The organism is Acinetobacter sp. ANC_7503 (assembly GCF_056780035.1).
This window is the reverse complement of record NZ_JBWYJA010000009.1, coordinates 1-23,544: the sequence shown is the minus strand read 5'-3', so window position 1 is coordinate 23,544 and position 23,544 is coordinate 1. Positions and strand designations below refer to the sequence as shown.

The following is a 23,544-nucleotide window of genomic DNA, read 5'->3' as shown; positions in this document are numbered from 1 at the left end:
AGCAGATTTAGGTGAGCGAAGTGTGGGATAGAACAGGAGACAACACAGATTATGACTATTTTATTGAAAACTTTTGGTTTGTGTTTGTCTCTTTTATGCACGCTGTTGAAATGTAGTCAACTTGATGAAAATTCAATATAAAAACCCGTACTTGAAAAATTAATTACAAATATATATGACAAATAAGCTGTTTAGAGACAAAGCGATTGATGCACAAAAGTCAAAGTGGATTGGTGAAGTCATTTTGATTCGACCATTTTCATTTACGGTACTTACGATTGTTGTCGCCACTTTCACTGTTTTATTAGTGAGTTTTATTTTTTTTGGAAGCTACACGAAGAGGACGAGTGTTAAAGGATTATTGATTCCTAATACGGGTTTAATCCGAGTTTATAGTGCTGAAGGCGGCACAGTCAGTGAAAAATTCGTCAAAGAAGGTCAGTTAGTGGAGAAAGGGACACCATTAATTGCATTAAAAATGACGCGTTATAATAGTACAGGTAACTATAATGAGTCTGTACAACAACAAATTGAGTTAAAAAAACAAAGTTTAGATACTGAAAAAAATAAACTAAAAGACTTACATTTAAATAGTGTTCAACAATTAAATGCAGAAATTCAATCTATACGTTTAGATTTAATAAAATTAGATGGCTTAATTGCCGAGCAAAGCCAACGTCTAGCCCTTGCACAAGAAAATGCACATCGTTATCGAGATTTAAAAGATAAAGAATATATTTCGATTGAAGAATATCAACTGAAGCAAGATAACTATATCAGCCTAAAAGTTGCTTTACAGAGCTATGAGCGAGAAAAAAATACTAAACAAGCTGAATTAGAAAATAAATTATTGGCTCAGCAAGGACTAGCATCGAAGTTGGAAAGTGAGCTGACTTTGGTCGATCGTCAATTAGCTTCGAATCAGCAAGAGTTTTTAGAAAATAAAGCGCGGGATAGTTTGCTATTACAAGCCAATGCGACAGGAAAAATAGCATCGATTAATGCAGAGGTTGGTCAGTTTATTTCTCCTAATATTCCTGTCATGAATATTGTTCCAACGCCTTCTTACTTAGAAGCACACATTTTTGTACCCAGTTCAGCAATTGGATTTATACGGACTGGTCAAACCGTAAAACTTCGTTTTCAAGCCTATCCTTACCAAAAATTTGGTCAAGGTGAAGGTGTGATTCATTCAATCTCAGCGACGACGATGAACCCACAAGAACTGACCAATTTAGGCGAGTTAAGTCATGGTGTAACACTTAACCAAAGTGAACCTGTGTATTTAGTCAAAGTCAAATTAGAACAACAGTTTGTAAAAGCCTATGGTGAAAGTAAGCCTCTTAAAGTAGGTATGGCCTTTGATGCAGATATCATGCAAGAAAAAAGAAAACTATATGAATGGGTACTCGAACCGTTATATAGCATCACGGGCAAGATATAAGAAGAAATAACATGCAGATAATAGACAAAATTTCTCTTGGATTTGGACGGAAAATTCCAACCATTTTACAGACGGAAGCAACCGAGTGTGGATTAGCATGTATTGCGATGATTGCGCATTATTTTGGCTATGAGTCTGATTTATTAACGTTAAGACGTCGTTTTTCAGTTTCTCAAAAGGGTTCAAATCTCAATCAGCTGATCAAAATTAGTAATCAGTTGAAAATGGTAACACGCCCATTAAAGCTGGATTTAGAAGATTTAGATCAGCTTAAAACCCCATGTATTTTACATTGGGATTTCAACCACTTTGTGGTGTTGCAAGAAGTCAGTGCCAATAAAGTCACGATTTTAGATCCAGCATTTGGTAAACGTGTACTGACACTCAATGAGGTATCTGAACATTTTACGGGTGTTGCATTAGAGCTTTGGCCAGATACTGAATTTGAAAAAAAAGAAGATAAAAATCAGATTCAGCTTAAAGGTCTAATTGGTCATGTTCGTGGTTTATGGAAATCTCTCGGGCAAATTTTGATCTTGGCTTTAGCCTTAGAAGTTTTTTCATTAATTAGCCCATTCTTTATGCAATGGGTGATCGACCATGTGATCGTATCTGCAGATCGGGATCTCTTAACGATACTGGCTATTGGCTTTGGCATGTTAATGTTACTTCAGCAGTTTATCGGGCTACTTCGTTCTTGGATCATGATGTATATGAGCACACATTTAAGTGTGCAGTGGCAAGCCAACGTCTTTAATCACATGATTAATGTTCCTGTCTCTTATTTTGAAAGACGATCACTCGGTGACATTGTTTCGCGATTTGGATCAATTGGGAACATTCAAACCACGCTCACCACAACGTTCTTAGCTGCGATTCTTGATGGATTAATGACAGTATTTACGTTGATTTTAATGTTTGTATACAGTCCGAAGTTAGCTTGGATTGCAATTTTTACCATGGGCTTATACGCCTTAATCCGATGGATTTGGTATGCACCTTTGAAGCGAGCGACTGAAGCGCAAATTATTCATGCAGCGAAGCAAAGCAGCCATTTTATGGAAACCGTGCGTGGGGCAAAAACCATAAAACTGTTCCAGCGACAAGATGTTCGCCGTTCGACTTGGTTAAATCTTATGGTCAATCAAGTGAATGCCGGATTAACCACCCAAAAGCTGGGGTTGGGATTCTCATTGGCGAATGGAGTCTTATTTGGGATTCAGAACATTCTAATTATTTGGTTAGGTGCCACATTGGTATTGGAGGGTAATTTTACAGTTGGTGTGCTGATGGCATTTATGGCGTATAAAGGCCAATTTGATAGTCGGGTTGCAGGACTAATCGATAAGTTTATCGAAGTTAAAATGCTTCAAATTGATGTAGAGCGTTTATCCGATATTGTGTTAACAGAACAAGAAAAATTATACGGTGATGCTGAAATCACAAATGTAGATCAGGTTGAGAATGCAATTGAAGTCGAAAATCTGCACTTTAAATATTCAGAAAATGACCCTTATGTACTCAAGGGGATTAGTTTTAAGATTCCCCAAAATCAATCTGTCGCCATTGTCGGGGCAACAGGTTGCGGTAAGACCACACTGCTACATGTTCTGTTAGGCGTATTTAAACAGAATGAAGGTGAAGTCAAAATCATGGGGCGTGACTTTGAACAATTAGGATTAAACGCTGTGCGAGATCAAGTCGCGACAGTGTTACAAGATGACATTCTATTTGCTGGTTCAATCGCAGAAAACATTTGCTTTTTTGATTCAAATCCAGATATGCAATGGGTACAACAATGTGCAGCATATGCCGCAATTCATGATGACATTAGCCGTATGCCAATGGGATATCAAACCTTAGTGGGGGATATTGGTAATATGTTGTCAGGAGGACAGAAACAACGAATTTTATTGGCTCGTGCTATCTATAAAAAACCAAAGATTTTATTTATGGATGAGGCGACCAGTAGTTTAGACGTATTAAAAGAACAAGAGGTCAATGCAAATCTCAAGCATTTGAATATTACCAAATTGATTATTGCACACCGTCCAGAAACGATTTCATCTGCTGAGCGGATTATCGCTTTACAAGATGGCGTGATTGTCCGTGATATGTTGACCAAGGATTTGCAACCTAAATGAAAATTCCATACATCGCTTTCATTGTTGTTGCTGAGTCGCTATTCGGACATAGTTCGTTGGCTTATGCAGAGAGTTGGTTGTCAAAACTGACTCCAAATCTAAAAAAACAGCGCGAGACTTTATGGTTTGATGAGCTCACGGCTCAGCATAAAGCCCGTGAGAATGAGACAAAACGTAAGCAAATAGAACAACAACTCAATCAAAGTGTGTCACTTGATCTTCAAAATCAGAAAATGTTAAGTCAACCTCAACATTGTTTATCTCAAAATAATCTCAAGAATGAACAGCAGATAGAGCTCCTTGATGCCATTGAACGTGCAGTTTGTCGTAATCCTGAGACTAAAAGTGCTTGGGTACAAACGCGTATTCAAGCTGCTCAGCTTAAAATCTCCAAAGCAAATTATTATCCTCAAGTGAATAGCACCTTGAATTACGATTGGTCACGTGATGATAATCAAGTAAAAGATCGTCCTATTTTGAGTTATGACACTGACTTACGCCGTTACGGACTTGGAATAAGAGCCAATTGGCTACTTTATGATTTTGGTAGTCGATTTTACCAAGCAGAAGAAGCCGAAAAATTATTAGCGATGTCTTTGGCACAGCATGATGTTGCTTTGCAAAATATGATCATCAAAACGATTTCGACTTATTATCAAATTATTCAGGCTGAGTTAAAGTTAAACAATATTACTGAGTTGGTTGTATTTGCAGAAAAAAACTATGAAATTGCAAATGCTCGATATCGTGCGGGTGTTGGTATCAAATCAGATGCATTACAAATGTCCGCAAATTTGGCGAAAGCAAAGTCAGATCAAACTAAATTTTTAGGTGATTTAAAAATAGCAAAAGGACTTTTAGCATCATTAATGGGTGAGCCTACATACCAAAATTTCAAAATTAATAATCAGTTAAAAATTCCAAAAGAGCTAGATCTTAAACCGATTGAAATGCTCATTCAGGATGCTGAAAAAATGCATCCAAAGTTTAAAGCTGCACAGTATGATTCACTCGCAGCTGAAAATAAAATTAAGGCAATACAGCGGTCTAGATATCCATCTATTAGTTTTAACGGCATTTATGATCAGCAAAAACAAACGAGTGACAGCTATGGAAGTGATCGCCAATCTCTACAAGCGGGTGTGCAAGTTAATTTCCCATTGTTTGATGGTTATAATCGAAAAAATCAAATTGTCGTTGCTCAAGAAAACTTAAAATTAAAGCTATTAGAGCAAGAGAGATTGAAGCTTGAAATTAATGCTGAAATCTGGAAAAACTATAATGAGCTAAATGCAATTCATGACAATATTAAGGCGCTAACGATATTGAATCAAAGTGCTTCAGAAGCCTATGAAGTCGCTCAAGGACGTTATAAAGCGGGTGTAGGAAATTTACTAGAAGTGCTTAATGCTCAGAATGTGTTGAGTGAAGCAAAAATGAATTATTCCACCTTGTTGACAGAGTTTTTAGTGGTGAGGTATCAACTTCTATCTAACATGGGAAATTTGAATATTTGGAATGAGACTCAAGCTCAATAAGTCTTTATAAATAAGAGATTGGAGTGATCAAAAAATCACTCCGAAACTCGAGATACGATTAAATAGCAGAATAGAATGGGAACATCCCAAATATTAATCCACTTGCAAGCATCACTAAGCACGTAATAATCGCCCATTTAATGGTAAATTTTTGGTGTTGACCAAACTCAATCCCAGCAAGCCCGCAGAGTAAAAAGGTAGATGGAACTAAGGGTGAGAGCAGATGAACGGGTTGACCAACAATCGATGCACGAGCCATTTCCACAGGAGAGATGCCATAATGTGCTGCAGCTTCAGATAAGATGGGCAGAACACCATAGTAAAAAGCATCATTTGACATAAAGAACGTTAAAGGCATGCTTAAAACGGCTGTGATTGGTGCCAAATATGGACCCATACTATCTGGAATAATCGATACTAACTCTTTTGACATGGCATCGACCATACCCGTGCCAGTGAGTAAACCTGTAAAAATACCAGCGGCAAAAATAATACCAACGACATTTAAAGCACTACCAGCATGATGAGCGACTAAGCTTTTTTGCATATCAATATCACGATAGTTCACGACTAAAGCAATACACAATGCAATCATAAATAAAATAGGCATAGGCAAAATACCCATGACTAGGCTGGCCATCAGTGCAAGAGTTAATAATCCATTGAACCATCTCAAATGCGCTCGATTTGCCTCTGGGTTTGATGAAATTTGAATATTGTCGCCATGGCTAATATCCAATTCCATGATGCCTAATCTTTTTCGCTCCATTCGGCCATACATGGTTCCTAAAAAGTACAACCAACCAATGGCGAACAGCATCGGTAAAATCATAGGAACAAACACATCGCTAGGATCTACATGGAGTGCACTTGCCGCACGTGCAGTAGGTCCACCCCATGGCGTTAAATTCATGATTCCACTGGCTAACATCATGAGACAGGCCATAATTAAAGGGCTCATGCCTAATCGCTTGTAAAGCGGTAACATGGCAGCAACACAGATCATATAAGTGGTAGAGCCATCACCATCTAAAGACACGATCAATGTTAAGGTAATCGTACCTAATACTACTTTGAGGGGATCACCTTTTACCAATCTGAGAATAAATTTCACTGATGGATCGAATAAACCTGTATCAATCATGATGGCAAAATACAAGATAGCAAATAGCAGCATGACGCCGGTAGGTGCTAACTTTTTAACACCATCTAACATCATTTCACCAAGTTCATTAAGTTGAATATGGTTCAAACTATCCACAAAAAAACCTAATCCATATGCAATTAGCGCAAAAAGAACGGGAATAAGCGTGAGTGCGACGAGGGGAGTCATACGTCTAGACATAATGAGGTACATAAAGCACAAAATCATGCCCAAACCAAGCAAGGTCAACATGGATCTATCCTTAGATTAGCGTTTTAATCAATATTGTTTCTATTACAGTATTTGTTATCTTCGAAAACGCCGACCATCTTAGAGAAATTTATGATTAAACTAAATATTGTTTAGAAAATATTAAAATAACCATAATTTTTATAAAAAATAGTAGTTAAAATTCATAAGTTTAAAATTTATATTTTGTGATTGGAGACATTAAACATAATTTTTAAGTGTGATAGTTGTAATAAAAATTGAGTATAAATTCTAATTTTAATAATTTTTGAAGGTGAAAAGTCTCAAGTTTAATTAGATAAACTGAATAAAAAAATCCACCTGAGTGGTGGATAGTGTCTTATTCAACAGTTGATTCTAATTGTGCTTTTTCATCAAGTAATCTGGTCACGAGTAGTTGGTCAATTTTAAAATGGTCAACATCGACCACCTCGAATTTATAACCATTAAATACTACACTATCAGCAGGACGTGGAATCTTACGAAGTTTAAACATCATAAACCCAGCTAAAGTTTCATAGTTTTCATCATCAGGCATTTCATCAATTTCTAATGCATGCTTGACATCTTCAATAGGTGTACTGCCTTCAATCAGCCAAGAATGATCATCTCGCTTGATAATTTGAAGATCTTCATCCGTTGGCGTAACCCAGTCACCCATCACGGTAATCATAATATCAGATAGGGTAATAACACCAACCACCAAGGCATATTCATTGATGACTACGGCAAACTTTTCTTTACTAGATCTGAAGCGATCAAGTAATTCTGATAGTGTAAGTGTATCTGGAATCGTTAATACATTACGGATAGTGGATTCATTCAACTGATTAAATTTTTGATTATTTAAAATACGAATCAAGATATCTTTAGCATCAACATAGCCAATCACTTGATCAATATTTTCATTGCAGACTAAATATTTTGAATAGGGAAATTCAGCCAGTTTTTGACGAATACTTTCTTCTGATTCATTGATGGTAAAGAAAACTACGTTTTCACGTGTAGTCATACTCGAAGGAACATTTCGCTCTTCAAGCTCAAATACATTTTCAATAAAGTGATGTTCTTGTTTTTGTAAGACACCTGCTTGTGCCCCTGCATCCATTACCGCAGAAATATCATCAAAGGTGATATTATCATCACGAGTAGTATTTACTTTGAATAAACGGAATAATAGGTTGGCAATTGCATTGATAAACCAAGCTAATGGACGACAAACAGTAATGAATACCTGAATAGGATTAATTAAAGAGACAGCGATTTTTTCAGGTGCAATCATTGCCAATCGTTTAGGCATAAGATCAGCAAATAAAATAAACAGTGATGTCACTAAAGTAAATGACAATGCAAAACCAATTGATTGTGACCAAGGACCATCATAGAAACGATCGACCAAAATCACAAAATAAGGTCTAAATGCAGCTTCACCTAAAATCCCCCCCAAAATTGCAATAGCATTTAAGCCGATTTGCGAGGCAGCAAAGAAATCAGCTGAATTCTCTTGAAGCGTAAGCACTTTTTGTGCACGATCATCACCAGACTCAGCCAAAATTTTCAGTTTCACTTTACGTGATCCTGCAAGTGCGATTTCACTTAATGATAAGAATCCAGCTCCAGCAATCAAAATCATAATGATCACGAAATTCTGAAAGAGGCTCACACGAACACCTTTGTTTTTAAATTATTTATGAGGAAAGTTTTATCACAAAAAAACATAGAGGTAGTGAATTTTTACACTACCTCAATATCATAGTTATTGAGTAAAAAATTTTAAAGTATTGATTTAAATCAGCTCTACTCAATCAAAATTGTGAGAAGTGGGTATTGTTATTTGAAAGAAATTCACGATTTTCTTCCTCAGTCATTTGACGAGCAACATATAAAATCAACTGACGTAACCAACGATGAGCAGGATGATGATGTAATAGAGGGCACCACGCCATTTTGAGTTCAAATTCAGGAATGTAAAATGGAGGGTCTTTGAGCATCAAGTTTTGACTTTTAGCTTGTAGGCGAGCGATTTTCGTCGGTAATGTCGCAATGAGATCGACATTAGACGCTAATAAACCTGGCATTTGATAATGACGTGTAAATACCGAAATTTTGCGTTTTTGACCAATACGCTCTAAAGCTTGATCAATCCAACCTAAACCGGCTTGTTTCTCTGGGTTAACACCAAATCCTACACCCATCCCAGTTTTAGAAACCCAGATATGTTGCGCATCTAGATAACTTTTAAGATTCAAATTATTTACGGCAGGATGCTTATTATTCAGTAAGCATGAAAAGCTGTCACGCCACACCAGAACCTGATGAAAACTTTGTGGAATTTCGTTGAAACGGTTGATGGCAAGATCAACTTTACCTTGTTCCATATCACGATAAGATACATCACTCGGTGTTAGAAAATCTAAAACAACATTTGGTGCTTCTGAACGCAGAGCCTTAACTAAGCGAGGCACAAGTGTAGCTTCAGCATAATCTGAAGTCATGATGCGGAAAACACGATTTGACGTATAAGGTCTAAATTCTGTTCGTGGTTCTAAGATCATAGATAGATCAGAAAGAGCATCACGAATACGAGGCTGTAGTTCTAAAGCCCTTTCCGTAGGAGTCATTCCTTCAGAAGAGCGAATTAAAAGCGGATCATTAAATAAGTTACGAAGACGACGTAAAATATTACTCATTGCAGGCTGAGTAACACCTAATTGTTCTGCTGCACGTGTAACATTCTTCTCTCGCAAAAGAACATCTAAGTAAATTAAGAGATTGAGATCAACCCGCTCAAGATTCATAAAAAAAATACCGAAAATAAATTTTTGAAATCGTGGGGAATTATGCCACAAGCGCTTAGGTTTGTGTGTTTTTATGCTGATTTTTTCAGCAGAATTTAACATATATTCATCAAATTTACGTCTTTTTTGTCATAAGACAGACCCTATACATTTATTTAGAAATAGGGCTTTAGTTGTTTTTGAAATTACCATGCTATGTTCTAAATTGTTTTTAGGTTTATCTCAATTTAAATGCTTTATTGGTAATTCCATCAATATGGTTCACAGTTTAAAAAATATTCATTTAAAACTAACAGTTTAATAACGATGCTCTGTCAGAAAAGTCAATTGAAGGTTAATATCTAAAGATGTTTGAAGAAAAATTAAACGTAATTGTGAGCTTGATACTTAAGTCTAATGAATAAGAATTACTCAAATTGTGTTAAAAGTGTACAAATGCTCATTTTATAAATTTAATTAAAATCAATAATTTATAGAATGGTATTTCATTTATATTACGACTTTAATCTACATATTTTTTAAATAAATACTGAGAATTAAACGAAAATATTGGATTAATTTCTAGAGTCAATCTAAGCTAAGTCTATAGCAACGAAGCGCTCTAAATCTGAACAATTAATACCGAGTAGATTTAGTCCTTCGATTGATAAATCCTAAAATTATATACAGGGTAAAATATCATGACTACATACCAAACAGCGATTGATGCAATCCGCGAATTAAAAGCAAAATTCGGCAACACTTGGGCAGACATCAGTCCTGAAGATGCTGCACGTATGCAACTTCAAAACCGTTTCAAAACTGGTTTAGATATTGCGAAATACACAGCTGCGATTATGCGTCGTGATATGGCTGCTTATGATGCTGATTCTAGCAAATATACTCAATCTTTGGGTTGCTGGCATGGTTTCATCGCACAACAAAAAATGATTGCGAACAAAAAATACTTCGGTACTACTGAACGCCGTTACATCTACCTTTCTGGTTGGATGGTTGCTGCACTTCGTTCTGAGTTTGGTCCACTTCCTGACCAATCTATGCACGAAAAAACTTCAGTTCCTGCATTGATCGAAGAAATCTACACATTCTTACGTCAAGCAGACGCAAAAGAATTAAACGACTTATTCCGTGCACTTAAAAAAGCGCAAGAAGCGGGTGACACTGCTAAAGCTGCTGAAATCACTTCACAAATCGACAACTTCCAAACTCACGTTGTGCCAATTATTGCCGACATCGACGCTGGTTTCGGTAACGAAGAAGCAACTTACTTACTTGCGAAGAAAATGATCGAAGCGGGTGCATGTGCACTTCAAATCGAAAACCAAGTTTCTGACGCGAAACAATGTGGTCACCAAGCAGGTAAAGTAACTGTTCCACACGAAGACTTCATTGCGAAAATCCATGCACTCCGCTATGCATTCTTAGAAATGGGTCTTGACGACGGTATCATCGTTGCACGTACTGACTCTGAAGGCGCTGACTTGACTCAAAAAATCCCAGTGGTTAAAGAGCCAGGCGATATCGCTTCTCAATACATCAGCTACTTAGACACTACTGAAATTGATATATCAGAAGCGCAAGAAGACGAAATCTTAATCAAACGTGATGGTAAATTACACCGTCCTAAGCGTTTAGCTTCTGGTCTATATCAATTCCGTGAAGGTACTCAAATTGACCGTGTTGTACTTGACTGTGTAACAAGCTTACAGAACGGTGCTGACCTTCTTTGGATCGAAACTGCAACGCCAAACGTTGAAGAAATCGCTCACATGGTGAACCGTGTACGTGAAGTTGTGCCAAATGCAAAACTTGTTTATAACAACTCACCATCATTCAACTGGACGTTAAACTTCCGTCAACAAGCTTACGACCGTTGGGTTGCTGAAGGTAAAGACGTATCTGCTTACGACCGTGCTAAGTTAATGAGCGCTGAGTATGACAATACTGAATTAGCTGCTGATGCTGATGCGAAGATCCGTACGTTCCAAGCTGATGCTTCTCGTGAAGCAGGTGTATTCCATCACTTGATTACACTTCCTACTTACCACACTGCTGCGCTTTCTACACATGAGCTTGCAGAAGGTTACTTCGGTTCTGAAGGTATGTTGGCTTATGTTGCTGGTGTACAACGTAAAGAAATCCGTGGCGGTATCGCTTGTGTTAAACACCAAGCAATGGCTGGTTCAGACATCGGTGATGACCATAAAGAAATCTTCGCTGGCGACAACGCGCTTAAAGCGGGTGACGATGCGAAAAATACAATGAACCAATTCTCTGCATAAGCACTGAACTGATTCAAAAAAACCCTGCGTAAGCAGGGTTTTTTTATTATTAATGCAATGATTTAACTAAATACATGAGCCAATTTAATTGATGTACAGATAGAAAAACAGTAATAGTAAAACCTAATAGATATTTTGAATAAAAGTAATGCCAAAGCTGTTACAATTCCGAAAATTTACATTTGTATATTTATATGTTTGAAAGATTTGCTGAACAGAGTTTAAATGCGTTAGGTTGGGAAATTGATAACCATTGGCCCTTAGATTTACATCAATGTGTCATGATTGCTGCACCACATACCAGTAACTGGGATGCTTTATACGCGCGATTAGCGCTCAAAGCTTTAGGTGTAAATGTCAGAATTACAATTAAAGACAGCTATATGAAGTTTCCATTTGGTCCTTTTGTCCGAGCTATGGGAGGGATCGGAATTAATCGCCGACCAAAGAAAGAGGGAGAGGAAAGACCAAGCATGGTGCAATTAATGGCAGATCTTTTTAAAGATCATCCAAAATTGGTTATGTTGGTGACGCCCGAGGGAACAAGGTCAAAACAAGAAAAATGGAAAACGGGTTTTTACCATGTGGCAATTACAGCGAATGTCCCAATCGCTTTAGCATATATGGATTACAGTCAAAAAAAATGTGGTGTAGGTAAAATTATTTATCCTACTGGAGATATAGAAGTGGATATGGCAGAAATTATGGAATTTTATTCAAAGATTTCAGCTAAATTCCCCGAAAAATTTAGTGTTGACCAACGATATTCACACAACAGTTAATATATGGAGAAGGCAGAACAATCTGCCTTTTTTAATACAAGAAAATTGCGTTTAAGGTTAAAATAAAGCCTGAAAAAAACAATAAAGTTAAGACAATCGACTTAAATTTTTGCCCAGATATTTGATAAAAAATTTTTGCTCCAATGATCGCTGGTAGGCTGACCGTGAAGATCAAAATCCACAAATAGGACAAGTGATTTACGTTAATGGTCTGGTTAAATAAATAGATAAGCAAAGTAAACAGTTGAATGGCAAAATTAAAATGTCGAAGAATGTTGCGTTGCTCATGTTTAGGAAGTTGTTTAAGCATCACCCAAGCCGAGGGAATTGCACCACAGAATCCACCGAGCCCACCTAAAATTCCACCCAAAAAACCAATCAAGCCGTCCATCTTGAGTCCTGTATCTTTTAAGCAATGTAGTTGCGGATTAAAGAACATGAGTGGACACCAAATTAATAAAAATATCCCAAGTAGTAATTTGAACGTGTCTGCATTGATATAATGGAGCAAAAAAGTACCCAAAGGTACTCCAATTAAGCCAGCGATAATATAGACCCAAACGATAGAAGGCTTTATAAAGGTTCTTGGTTCTTTATACATTGAAATGATATGACACCATAATGATGCACAAACGACCAAGGGGGCGGTGATCTGAGGCGGTAGAATCCATACCCAAAAAGACATCGCAATAAGAGCGAAGGCAAAACCTGTGAGACCTTGAATAAATCCAGCAAAAATTGCGCCTAGAATAAAGATACATAACGTCATAAGGTGACTGCATCAATTGCTGAAGCAGGAGTAAAAGAAAAATGCATGAGATCGTCGGGTAGGGAAAACTGATCAATCCTAAAATAATATTTGTTATCTTAAAAATAATAAGAACAGCAATAGCTAGCAGTAAAGTGAATAAAAGCCCTGAAAATCAGGGCTTTTATCATTAATTGGTTTTAGGTTTTAGGTTTTAGGTTTTGTGTTAGACCGTTGATGTCTCCACCCTGAATACCGAGTTCACTCATTAAGCTGTCAATAAGAGGGGCTTGTGAACGATATCTAAGTGCGCTATTCACCACTTGATCTGAAAGTGCAACGGATTGTGATTGATCTGATTGATCAGCTGAAGTTGTGGCGCCAGTAATGCCACCAAGACCATTCACTTGTAATATCTTGATATCATCAATATTTTCCATTGGTTTAACACTTTCACGGATGATTTCAGGCAAATACTTCAAAAGTGCCAAACGAATTTGCATCTCAACTTGTTCGCTCGACAAGATATTATTTGCTTCATTGACTGCGCGTGTCCCTTCAGCATCGACTTGGTATTGTTTTTCTAAAGCTTGAGCCAAAAGAATTTTAGCATCAGCTTCACCTTTAGCTTTCAAGCGGACTTTTTCAGCTTCTGCTTCAGCCGCAGTACGAACAGCTTCAGCCTCATCTACAGCAGCTTGTTTTGATGCCTCGGCAGCCACAGTAATTGAAATAGCATCAGTTTCTGCAGCCTGTTTTGCAGCAACAAGTTCAACCGCTTTAATACGCTCAGCTCGCTGTGTTTCACGAACAGTCACAACTTCTTCCTCAGCTTTCACTGCTTGCGCACGAGCTTGGTCAGCAAGTGCTTTGGCTTCAGATTCAGCACGAGATTTCTCGGCAATCGCGATTGCGCGATCTTGTTCCGCAAGTTCAATGGTTTTCTTTTGTTCTACTTGCGCTTGTTCAATAATTTGTGCTTTTTGAATATTTTGATTTTCGACATCACGTGCAGCTGAAATACGTTTTAATTCAATTTCACGTTCTGCAGCGATTTGGGCTTCTTCTGCCTCACGCTTTTTGGCAGCTTCTTGCGTTGCAATTTCAGCAAGTTGTTCAGCTTTTCGAATCGAAATTTCACGCTCTTGTTGCATCTTTGCGTATTCTTCTTCACGCAGGATTTGAAGGCGTGCTTGTTCAGCCTCTAAATTTTTCGCTTTAATGGCTAAGTCAGCATCTTGTTCAATATCGTTACGTTTTTTTCGTCGATCTTCAATAGTTTCTGTTAATTTTGTTAAACCTTCTGCATCAAATGCATTTTGTGGGTTAAAAAATTTAAAGCTGGTCTGATCAAGTCCTGTTAAAGATACAGTTTCGAGTTCTAAACCATTTTTGAACAGATCTTCTGAAACTACTTGTTGAACTTTCTGAACGAAGTCGACACGTTTTTCATGTAACTCTTCCATAGCCATTTCTGCTGCTACTGCACGCAGGGAATCTACAAATTTACCTTCAACCAAATCTTTTAATTCATTTGGTGACATGGTTTTTTGACCCAAAGTTTGTGCTGCGGTAGCAATCGATTCAGCTGTTGGCTTAACACGAACATAGAACTCAGCCATCACATCTACACGCATTCGATCACGCGTAATCAAGGCTTGATCAGCTGCACGTTTAACTTCTAAGCGAAGGGTATTCATATTGACAGGAATGACTTCATGTAAAACAGGAAGTACAATTGCACCACCTCCTAGTATAACTTTTTCCCCACCAAATCCAGTTCTGACAAATGAAACTTCCTTGCTAGAGCGTTTATATAGTCGTGCAATAATGGTTCCGATGACAACCAGTGCAATGAGAATAAGTCCTGCAATTATAATAATTTGATAAAAACTTGAACTAAACATTTTTTTCTCTAAGTTGATTTATTGTGAAATTGCTTGAAAGCCTTTGAGACTACGTTGTGTAAGTAAGACTTGCTGACCTTGTACGAATATTTCGTCAGCTTCAGGTTCGACTAAAATGTAATGTGTTTTACCAAAGCGATCTTTGAGTTTTGCTTGCGCAGGATAGTGCAGTCGAGCAGTGCCTAAAATGATTTCTGCTCGAAGTCCAATTAAATCGTCGCTATGAATTGCTGTGGTTTCATCTTTAGGGATGATCTTTACTATCCATCTTGAGAATAGCCGTACGAATGGCATACAGACCACAAGTACCAGTGGAGTAATGAGCCAGACTGTTAAAAATGATCCAAATACATGATGGATGATAGATTGGGCTAAGAAGCCAACAATTGAAAAGGTCGTGAGAAAGATGATCAGCCAAATTAATACAGGAATACGTCCAAGATAAAGCCAATCTAAAAATTGAATCCAAATACTAGATTGATGGTCAACGATCATTTCAGGAGAAGAATCTAATGAACTAGGTAGAAATTGCTCTAAAAATCCTTGACTACTGAGACCTGTTATTAATAGAAAGACTTCAAGAATGCCTATAAAAAACATCAAGCAGATACTAATACTGAAGAATAGGTTCGACGGATTTATAAACATGTCCCACATGGGTAGTCTCTTATAGATATTAGAATTTTTATCAAATTTTAATCAAAATAATAAAATAAAGTGACGTAATTATCAATTATATAATATTGATTTCATTTTGAATGGATTCAACATAAAAAAATACGCAGTGATTGGGGTGATCACTGCGCAGAACAACGAATCTGCTTACACAGTTTCGGTTAAGGAGAAATGTTATGAATTTTGGGGGTATTCATAACAGTAATTAAATGATATTCAATTTCATTTAGCAACTCATTGGTAGTCGGGTTAAAACGTGTAAGATTACGTTAATAAGTTTGATTGAAGGTTAATTTTAAATAGGCTAATTAATAGCCATAAAAAAAGCCGCAATGTGATGCGGCTTTAAGTGTGCTTATTTTTTAGGGATTAAAATTTAAAAACACCTAATCCAGCTTTAACTTCATCTAATGTTGCTTGTGTAATATCACGACATTTGTCAGTACCAGTTTTTAAGATATCCATAATATAATCAGGATCCTTAGCAAGCTCCATACGACGTTCACGAATAGGCGTGATCAACTCTTTTAGAACACCTTCAAGGCGTTTTTTGACTGTACCATCACCTAAACCACCACGACGATAGTGATCTTTAAGCTCTGCTACTTCTTCTGGTTTTGGATCGAAAGCATCTAAATAAGTAAATACAACATTACCTTCCACCTGACCTGGATCTTCAATACGAAGATGATTAGGATCTGTATACATAGCATTTACCGCTTTTTTAATGTCTTTATCAGAAGCATCTAAAACAATTGTATTGCCCAATGATTTAGACATTTTAGCTTTACCATCAAATCCTGGTAATCGACCAACATTCGATAGCAGTGCCTTACATTCTGGCAAAAGCTCTTGACCAATCTGACGATTTAAACGACGAACAATTTCATTTGTTTGTTCAATCATTGGAATTTGGTCTTCACCCACGGGCACAATCGATGCTTTAAAAGCAGTGATATCAGCTGCTTGAGCAACTGGATAGCATAAGAATCCAGCTGGGATGTCACGCTCGAACCCACGCATTTGTATTTCAGACTTAATCGTAGGATTTCGTTCTAGTCTTGAAACTGTGACAAAGTTTAAATAAAGCATGGTCAGTTCATTCAAAGCTGGCAAGCTTGATTGAACGCAAATTGTTGTTTTTGTCGGGTCGATCCCAACAGCGAGATAGTCAGTTGCAACTTCAATAATATTACGTCTAACTTTTTCGAAGTTATCAGCATTGTCTGTAAAAGCTTGTGCATCAGCCAATAATAGATGTTGGTGATGGGAATCTTGCAAACCTACTCGTGAACGTAAAGAACCGACAAAGTGGCCTAAATGAAGTTGTCCAGTTGGACGGTCACCTGTCAAAATAACAGGGCGATTATCTTGATTACTCATTTTCTATACCAAAGTCATCAACACTAGGGCTGAATTTTTAAAATTTCGCAATATTGTACGGCATTATTTTTTTTTATGTCAGCATAAAGCATCGAAAGAATCGAATTAAAAACACCTTATTTGAGATACTTTTAATAATGTTGATACAGAATAAATTGAAATAGAAGAATAAAATTCCAAAAAACAAAGAAGGATAACAATAATGGCAAATAGTTTATTGGTGCTATTAGATGATATAGCCACCATTCTTGATGATGTTGCGCTGATGAGTAAAATGGCTGCAAAAAAAACGGCCGGTGTATTGGGTGATGACTTAGCACTCAATGCTCAACAAGTTAGTGGTGTGAAAGCCGACCGTGAATTGCCTGTCGTTTGGTCTGTTGCAAAAGGCTCATTTGTTAATAAATTAATTTTGGTTCCATTAGCATTATTAATTAGTGTGATTGCACCTTGGCTTATAAATCCTTTATTGATGTTAGGTGGATTATTTTTATGTTATGAAGGTGTAGAAAAAGTAATTCACTCATTACACCATAAAAAAGCTAAAACATCTGAACAGGCCGAAAAAGAACTCGAAAACTTAAATGTAGATCTAGCAACTTTTGAGAAAGATAAAATCAAAGGCGCGATACGAACAGACTTTATTTTATCTGCTGAAATTATCGTGATTTCATTGGGTACAGTTGCAGCAGCTACTTTTGGAATAAAGGTTGCAGTCTTGTCAGTCATCGCAATTTTAATGACGATTGGTGTTTATGGTTTAGTTGCTATGATTGTTAAAATTGATGATTTGGGATTTTATCTCGTCAAACAAACGTCTACATTGAAACAGAGAATTGGTCAGGGCTTACTTGCTTTTGCGCCTAAACTTATGAAGACACTAACCATTGTCGGAACAATCGCGATGTTCTTGGTTGGGGGTGGTATTATTAATCATACCATCCCATTATTTCATCATTTTACTGAAGATTCAGTCGATTATATTGAACATATTCCAAATGTAGGCAGTATCATCGGTGCTTTAACCCCGACGCTCTTAAACTTTGTCATAGGTTTTATTGCAGGACTTATCGTTTTGGTCGTTGTTTCAGGAATACAAAAACTATGGAACGCTAGAAAAGTTTAGAGTTTGATGAAATAACGTATTATATGAAGTTATATGATTAAAAAGGGCTGAGATTATGCGTTGGAAAGGCCGGAGAGTAAGTAGTAATTTAGAAGATCGCCGTGGAGGCGGTGGGGCTAAAGCTGGTGGAATTAGTATTCTCGGTTTAGTTGTTGCATTTGTTGCTTGGAAATTTTTTGGGGTTGATCCACAACAAGCCTATCAGGCAACTAAACAAGTGACTTCTAATAATCAACACCAAGCGATAGGGATTGAAAACCCAACACCCGAGCAACAAGAAACAGCGGCATTTGTTGGTACGGTACTCGCTGATACTGAAGATACATGGACCACCATTTTTCAAAAACAGGGAATGCAATACCAAGCACCGAAACTTGTGATGTTTAGTGGTGTAGTCAATTCAGGCTGTGGTACAGCTCAGTCAGCGATGGGGCCATTTTATTGTCCTGCAGACCAAAAAATCTATATTGATACTGATTTTTTTAAAGATATGCGTCAGCAAATGGGTATATCGGGTGAACGAAATCAATCAGAATTATCTACACAAAATGCTGCTGGTGACTTTGCACAAGCTTATGTGATTGCGCATGAAGTCGGACATCATATTCAAAATCTTTTAGGTATTTCAACTCAAGTCCAACAAGCTAGACAACGAGCTACTGAAGCTCAAGGGAACCAATTATCAGTCCGTTTGGAATTGCAAGCTGATTGTCTAGCTGGTGTGTGGGCAAAAGATACACATCAACGAACTCAATTCTTGGAGCAAGGTGATGTTGAAGAGGCAATGGATGCGGCGCATAAGATTGGTGATGATTATCTTCAGAAAAAGGCTAGAGGACATGTGGTTCCTGATAGCTTTACCCACGGCACAAGCCAACAAAGAATGTATTGGTTCGATCGTGGCATGAAAACAGGTGATGTGAACCAATGTGATACATTCAATACCTCAATCTAAATCTACCAAGCAGAATCGATTGATTTTTTTGCAAAGTTAATACATGTAGCCTGCTAATGGAATAATTTATTAGGAAGGCTACACATCTTTAAAAAAAAAGGGATTGCGAGTAAACATTCTTTATATAAAATAAATAAATGGCTATAGTTTTTTCATTTAAAATTTAAATGATCTCATTTAAATAAAACATATCATAGAGTGCAAAATGGGCAACTTTTTTTTTCTCCAAGTATTTACAGTGGTTTTTGCCCTCTCAATTGCCACAACCATATTCAATAAACGAATTCTAGGTTTTCCCCAAGCGATAGGGGTGCCAATTGTTTCAGCAATTTTTGTCTTTATTCTGCAATGGGCTGCCAATTTATTAGGGGATAATCGTTTTATCACCATTAATTTGGCAAATATTGAAGAAGCAGTCCGTCATATTGATTTTTATGATTTTCTCGTAAATGGTGTTATTTGCTTCATTCTTACATCGTCGGCATTGAAATTTAAAGTGTCTGATCTAAAAGTGTATTGGAAGCCAATTAGTATTCTTGCCACTATTGCTTTGGTTTTGTGTGCAGCATTGTTTGGTGGATTATTATTTGGATTTCAATATTTGATTGGTAACCCTGTACCAATACTCGTACTTTTATTACTCGGTTCTGCTTTAGGGGCTACAGATCCAATCGGAATCAAAGGGGTACTCAGTTCTGTACGTGCACCACATCATTTAATGGTGAAATTGGAGGGTGAATCACTGTTCAATGATGCAATGTGTATCGCTGTATTTATGACATTGTTGAATGTGCTTGAAGGCGAGCATTTTAGTCTGTTGCTGACACTACAAACACTCCTTTATGAAATTGTGGTAGCTGTAATTATTGGTTTAGTATTTGGTTGGGGGATTTTACGATTGCTTCGCGGGAAGCATGAAATGGAATCATTAATCCTAACGACAGCTTTACTGGCTTGTGGTTCATATTTGGTTGCTTTATTTGCTCATGCATCAGCACCAATCGCATGTGTGATTGGTGGACTTATTGTTGGTAATAAATGGAAAGAAATTTTACAAAATCGTGAAATCCAAGAAGTAAATCACTTTTGGCATACAGTTGAAGGTATCATTAATTCTTTTTTATTTACTTTAATTGGTTTAGAGCTGTTTATTCTTGATCTTAATGCCAGCATGATACTTGGCGGTATTATCGCATTTGTTATTTTACATATTTCACGTTTTGCTGCGAACTTTCTGGCTTTTGCATTTTTCCCATCGTTTCGTAAGAAAAGCTATAACGGTAGCCTAGCAATTTTATCATGGGGGGGAGTAAGAGGGGGGATTTCATTGGCTCTAATTCTTGCGGTTGCTAATGTCCCAGAGTTAAGGCAATACAGTAGTATCTTGATTGGTTATACTTTTATTGTTGTTTTATTATCGGGCGTAGTATGTGGTTTAGGTTTGCCAGCAGTCATGAATGCTTTCTATTACAACCCTAATGAGGAAAAAGAGGGCTTAAAGGGAATATATCAGCGATTATGTAATAAGCTTAATCGTAAAGGATTTAAATATATTGTTGGTGAAGATAGTAAAGGTAATGAGATTATTACGATTTATAATCCTGAAGTGATTTTAGATCGGACTTCTGATGATGGTGTGGCAATCGTCCATCATCCCGCTAAAGCTGAAGAGGTGAAGAAGTTAGAAAATCCAGAAAATTTCTAAAAAAATTATATTTAATTGAAGCAAGCATGATAGTGCTTGCTTTTTTTTTTTATGAATTAAGCATGATCAATGCAGAAGATAACAGTGATATTGTTTAAATATTTTATTCAGTTACGCAGAATTTTATCGATGAAATATAAAATTAAAATGTGAAAATTACATCATATTTAAAGCAAATTTTATTTCTTAACTTACTAAAAAGTAAGTATTAATTTTCACTATAAAATGAAAAGTATACTAGTTTACTAACATTAAAATGTTAGGTGAGCAAGTTACCGTATGTAGTTAAGCTAAATATAGCAGAAATTATGATAAGTAAGCCTTTGAAATTTGGTGACCTGAAATATCCTAAAAGTAAGTAAAAATATTAATTCTTATGTCATAAGTGTTTGTAAATAAAAGATATATTTTTATTGTGGATGAGCGGTTACAAAAAGCTGATAAAAGACGCAAAATCTATTCGCATTAAATCTTAAAAATGTGATATAAATCTCACTTATAGATAATAGTGTCTATCTTTTTTGTATCTTAGATGTAGAAAGATCGATAAAAATAAAATTTATAAGTGAGAATTTACCATGGCTAATATCTCCATAATATCTAAAGAGAGTCATCAGGTATTAGAGAATGTCAACTCTAGTCAAGTGGGGCTTAACGAAAACTCTGTAGTTGTCGTTCAAGTATCTAAAGATGATGTAGCTTCAATCACTCGTGATAATAATAATGCTCTAATCAATTTGCGTAATGGTGAAGTGATTGTGATTGAAAACTATTTCAATCCTTCATTTGCTGATAACAGCCTCGTATTCCAAGATGAAAGTGGTCAACTTTATTGGGTTAAATTTACCAATGAAGATGGCTCAATTGCAGAAACAATTCTGTATTACCCAATCGAAGAAATCGAACCTCTTCTTTATTCCGATGATTTTATCGGTGGTATTCTCCCTTGGTTAATTGGTGCTGGTGCAGCTGGTGCAATTGCGGCAGTCGCAGATAATGGTTCTGACTCTAATCCTACGCCTAACCCTCAGCCAAAGCCAAATGCATTATTAAATGCACCAATCGTCATTGATGATGTACCAGAGCATATCGGTGAAGTTGCTGATGGTGGTGTAACAAATGATGCTCGTCCAGAAATCAAAGGTTCTGGAGCTCAACCTGGTGCAATCATCAAAATCTATAATGGCGATGAACTAATTGGTGAGACGGTTGCATTGTCTAATGGTGATTGGAGTTTTACACCTGATCAAGATTTAAAAGATGGTATCTATGAGCTTTCTGTCACACAAACTGTAAGTGGTCAAGAAAGTGATAAATCACCGATTAAGACAATCACGCTTGATACTGTCCCACCATCAGACATCACTATTGATGAAATTGGAAATAAGGGTGAAACAAACTCAGAAACACCTAAATTATCAGGTGAAGGTGAGCCAGAATCTAATGTTGAAATAGAAATTAAAGATAAAGATGGGAACGTGGTTGATAAAGAAACTGTTCCTGTTGATAAAGATGGTAAATGGGAATATACACCTGAGAAAAACCTGGATGAAGGTAAATACGAAGTTATCGTAACGCCTATTGATAAATCAGGAAATAAAGGTGAAGAAGAAAAACAAGAATTCAATGTTGACTTAACTCCTCCAGACATAGACATCGATCCAATCCCTACTGATCCTGAACCTGAGGGTTGGGATACAGCAACGAATCAATCAACTTTTGCAATCGCTGCAATCGCAAATACTCTTTCGGAATCGGAGAATAATCCAGTGACTACAACTAAAAATCAAACTCCTACATTTACGGGAACCACTAAAGATAGTGAGAGCGTAAAAGTAGTGATTCGCGATAGTTCAGGTAAGATTATCGCAGAAGGTCCTGCTACAGTGACCAACGGTAAATGGCAGTTTAAATCACCTGTAACATTAGCTGAAGGTGACTATAAACTAGAAGCAACAGCATATGACGCGGCTGGTAATAGTAAAGTCGCTACTTCAAGCTTTACTGTGGATATTACTCCACCTAAAGTAACGATTGAAGAGTTACCACTTACGAACATTGATGCGCCTACCTTTAAAGGTAAAACTGAAGATGGTGCAACACAAGTACGTGTTGAAATCAAGGATGCGGCTGGCAAGGTTGTTCAATCTGCAGTTGTGAATGTTGCAGCCGATGGTAGCTGGACATATAAGCCATCTAAAGCGTTACCAGATGGTACATATAGTGTCGAGGCTTCAGCTCGTGATGCGGTAGGAAATGTAAGTCAACCTGCTAAAACTACGGTTGAAGTTGATACAATCGATCCGGAAATTACAATCGATCCTCTAGAAGATACTAGTGATACAACTCCTGAAATTAATGGTAAGACTGAACCAGGCGCAACAGTAAAAGTTGAAATCTTAGACAAAGATGGCAACCCTGTAGCAACAGGTGATGCGACTGTAGATCCAGAAGGTAACTGGTCGTATACACCGACTGAAGCACTACCAGAAGGTGAATATACAGTTAAAGCTGAAGCGAAAGATAAAGCTGGTAACGTTGGTGAAGCGACATCTAATGGCTCATTTAAAGTTGATACAACTGCACCATCTGATACCGATGTAACGATTGATCCAATTGCGGATACAAACGATACAACACCAGAAATCACAGGTACAACTGAAC

General features: G+C 37.0%; 16 protein-coding genes. 9 read left to right on the top strand and 7 right to left on the bottom strand.

All coding sequences use genetic code 11. The features are described 5' to 3' along the window. Window positions 1–175: 175 nt before the first annotated feature. The 3 genes from AC1M9M_RS10445 to AC1M9M_RS10435 are packed head-to-tail and all read left to right on the top strand — an operon-like array spanning window position 176 to window position 5,126. Window positions 176–1,444: an HlyD family secretion protein gene (locus AC1M9M_RS10445; protein ID WP_481596289.1), complete on the top strand. Its 1,269-nt coding sequence runs from the start codon at window positions 176–178 to the stop codon at window positions 1,442–1,444. An 11-nt stretch (window positions 1,445–1,455) separates the two neighbouring features. Beyond that, a complete protein-coding gene (locus tag AC1M9M_RS10440; protein ID WP_481596288.1) occupies window positions 1,456–3,588 on the top strand; it encodes a peptidase domain-containing ABC transporter in 2,133 nt (710 codons plus the stop codon). Continuing rightward, window positions 3,585–5,126, top strand: coding sequence for a TolC family protein (locus AC1M9M_RS10435; RefSeq protein WP_481596287.1), 1,542 nt, complete (start codon window positions 3,585–3,587; stop codon window positions 5,124–5,126). Before AC1M9M_RS10440 ends, AC1M9M_RS10435 begins: the two co-directional genes overlap by 4 nt. 58 nt (window positions 5,127–5,184) lie before the next feature. Here the strand turns inward: AC1M9M_RS10435 and AC1M9M_RS10430 are convergent, their stop codons facing one another. The 3 genes from AC1M9M_RS10430 to AC1M9M_RS10420 all read right to left on the bottom strand — a co-directional run bounded on the left by AC1M9M_RS10430 (window position 5,185) and on the right by AC1M9M_RS10420 (window position 9,317). Beyond that, a complete protein-coding gene (locus tag AC1M9M_RS10430; RefSeq protein ID WP_481596286.1) occupies window positions 5,185–6,522 on the bottom strand; it encodes a CitMHS family transporter in 1,338 nt (445 codons plus the stop codon). Window positions 6,523–6,859: 337 nt separating this feature from the next. Continuing rightward, window positions 6,860–8,182, bottom strand: coding sequence for a polyamine export protein PaeA (paeA, locus tag AC1M9M_RS10425; protein WP_481596285.1), 1,323 nt, complete (start codon window positions 8,180–8,182; stop codon window positions 6,860–6,862). 142 nt (window positions 8,183–8,324) lie between these two features. Beyond that, the gene (locus AC1M9M_RS10420) at window positions 8,325–9,317 is read right to left on the bottom strand and encodes a LysR family transcriptional regulator (protein ID WP_035268043.1); all 993 of its coding nucleotides are present in this window, start codon (window positions 9,315–9,317) and stop codon (window positions 8,325–8,327) included. A 680-nt stretch (window positions 9,318–9,997) separates the two neighbouring features. On the opposite strand from AC1M9M_RS10420, the gene AC1M9M_RS10415 reads away from it, so the two are divergent. Both AC1M9M_RS10415 and AC1M9M_RS10410 read left to right on the top strand, forming a co-directional pair. Further along, entirely contained in the window at window positions 9,998–11,599 is a 1,602-nt protein-coding gene (locus AC1M9M_RS10415) for an isocitrate lyase (RefSeq protein WP_035267987.1), read from the top strand. Between the two features lie 194 nt (window positions 11,600–11,793). After that, window positions 11,794–12,381 carry a 1-acyl-sn-glycerol-3-phosphate acyltransferase gene (locus AC1M9M_RS10410; RefSeq protein ID WP_481596284.1) on the top strand — a complete coding sequence of 196 codons (588 nt, stop codon included), beginning with the start codon at window positions 11,794–11,796 and terminating at the stop codon, window positions 12,379–12,381. A gap of 31 nt (window positions 12,382–12,412) precedes the next feature. Here the strand turns inward: AC1M9M_RS10410 and AC1M9M_RS10405 are convergent, their stop codons facing one another. The 4 genes from AC1M9M_RS10405 to trpS all read right to left on the bottom strand — a co-directional run bounded on the left by AC1M9M_RS10405 (window position 12,413) and on the right by trpS (window position 17,094). Further along, complete coding sequence (locus AC1M9M_RS10405) at window positions 12,413–13,150, bottom strand: sulfite exporter TauE/SafE family protein (RefSeq protein WP_481596283.1); 738 nt, start codon at window positions 13,148–13,150, stop codon at window positions 12,413–12,415. A 179-nt stretch (window positions 13,151–13,329) separates the two neighbouring features. Beyond that, on the bottom strand, window positions 13,330–15,036 hold the full coding sequence (locus tag AC1M9M_RS10400) for a flotillin family protein (RefSeq protein ID WP_481596282.1): 1,707 nt from the start codon (window positions 15,034–15,036) through the stop codon (window positions 13,330–13,332). Window positions 15,037–15,054: 18 nt separating this feature from the next. After that, on the bottom strand, window positions 15,055–15,693 hold the full coding sequence (locus AC1M9M_RS10395) for a YqiJ family protein (RefSeq protein WP_481593582.1): 639 nt from the start codon (window positions 15,691–15,693) through the stop codon (window positions 15,055–15,057). 387 nt (window positions 15,694–16,080) lie between these two features. Continuing rightward, window positions 16,081–17,094 carry a tryptophan--tRNA ligase gene (gene trpS, locus AC1M9M_RS10390; RefSeq protein ID WP_481588074.1) on the bottom strand — a complete coding sequence of 338 codons (1,014 nt, stop codon included), beginning with the start codon at window positions 17,092–17,094 and terminating at the stop codon, window positions 16,081–16,083. Between the two features lie 202 nt (window positions 17,095–17,296). Here trpS and AC1M9M_RS10385 point away from each other — a divergent pair, with 202 nt between their 5' ends. The 4 genes from AC1M9M_RS10385 to AC1M9M_RS10370 form a co-directional block, all read left to right on the top strand. Next, window positions 17,297–18,220 (top strand): DUF808 domain-containing protein, encoded by a 924-nt coding sequence (locus tag AC1M9M_RS10385; RefSeq protein ID WP_092767024.1) that lies wholly within the window; start codon window positions 17,297–17,299, stop codon window positions 18,218–18,220. 55 nt (window positions 18,221–18,275) lie between these two features. Then, window positions 18,276–19,175, top strand: a complete 900-nt coding sequence (gene ypfJ, locus AC1M9M_RS10380; RefSeq protein WP_481596281.1) for a KPN_02809 family neutral zinc metallopeptidase — start codon at window positions 18,276–18,278, stop codon at window positions 19,173–19,175. A gap of 205 nt (window positions 19,176–19,380) precedes the next feature. Next, on the top strand, window positions 19,381–20,880 hold the full coding sequence (locus AC1M9M_RS10375) for a cation:proton antiporter (protein WP_179998547.1): 1,500 nt from the start codon (window positions 19,381–19,383) through the stop codon (window positions 20,878–20,880). A gap of 578 nt (window positions 20,881–21,458) precedes the next feature. Then, the coding region (locus AC1M9M_RS10370; RefSeq protein WP_481596280.1) for an Ig-like domain-containing protein at window positions 21,459–23,544 on the top strand (2,086 nt) is incomplete at its 3' end.

Bases quoted from the DNA above. Each gene is read 5' to 3' on its own strand.
- AC1M9M_RS10395 (WP_481593582.1), bottom strand. From the start codon at position 15,693: ATGTGGGACATGTTTATAAATCCGTCGAACCTATTCTTCAGTATTAGT.
- AC1M9M_RS10420 (WP_035268043.1), bottom strand. From the start codon at position 9,317: ATGAATCTTGAGCGGGTTGATCTCAATCTCTTAATTTACTTAGATGTT.
- AC1M9M_RS10400 (WP_481596282.1), bottom strand. From the start codon at position 15,036: ATGTTTAGTTCAAGTTTTTATCAAATTATTATAATTGCAGGACTTATT.
- AC1M9M_RS10430 (WP_481596286.1), bottom strand. From the start codon at position 6,522: ATGTTGACCTTGCTTGGTTTGGGCATGATTTTGTGCTTTATGTACCTC.
- AC1M9M_RS10435 (WP_481596287.1), top strand. From the start codon at position 3,585: ATGAAAATTCCATACATCGCTTTCATTGTTGTTGCTGAGTCGCTATTC.
- AC1M9M_RS10385 (WP_092767024.1), top strand. From the start codon at position 17,297: ATGGCAAATAGTTTATTGGTGCTATTAGATGATATAGCCACCATTCTT.
- trpS (WP_481588074.1), bottom strand. From the start codon at position 17,094: ATGAGTAATCAAGATAATCGCCCTGTTATTTTGACAGGTGACCGTCCA.
- ypfJ (WP_481596281.1), top strand. From the start codon at position 18,276: ATGCGTTGGAAAGGCCGGAGAGTAAGTAGTAATTTAGAAGATCGCCGT.
- AC1M9M_RS10405 (WP_481596283.1), bottom strand. From the start codon at position 13,150: ATGACGTTATGTATCTTTATTCTAGGCGCAATTTTTGCTGGATTTATT.
- AC1M9M_RS10440 (WP_481596288.1), top strand. From the start codon at position 1,456: ATGCAGATAATAGACAAAATTTCTCTTGGATTTGGACGGAAAATTCCA.
- AC1M9M_RS10410 (WP_481596284.1), top strand. From the start codon at position 11,794: ATGTTTGAAAGATTTGCTGAACAGAGTTTAAATGCGTTAGGTTGGGAA.
- AC1M9M_RS10415 (WP_035267987.1), top strand. From the start codon at position 9,998: ATGACTACATACCAAACAGCGATTGATGCAATCCGCGAATTAAAAGCA.
- AC1M9M_RS10375 (WP_179998547.1), top strand. From the start codon at position 19,381: ATGGGCAACTTTTTTTTTCTCCAAGTATTTACAGTGGTTTTTGCCCTC.
- AC1M9M_RS10445 (WP_481596289.1), top strand. From the start codon at position 176: ATGACAAATAAGCTGTTTAGAGACAAAGCGATTGATGCACAAAAGTCA.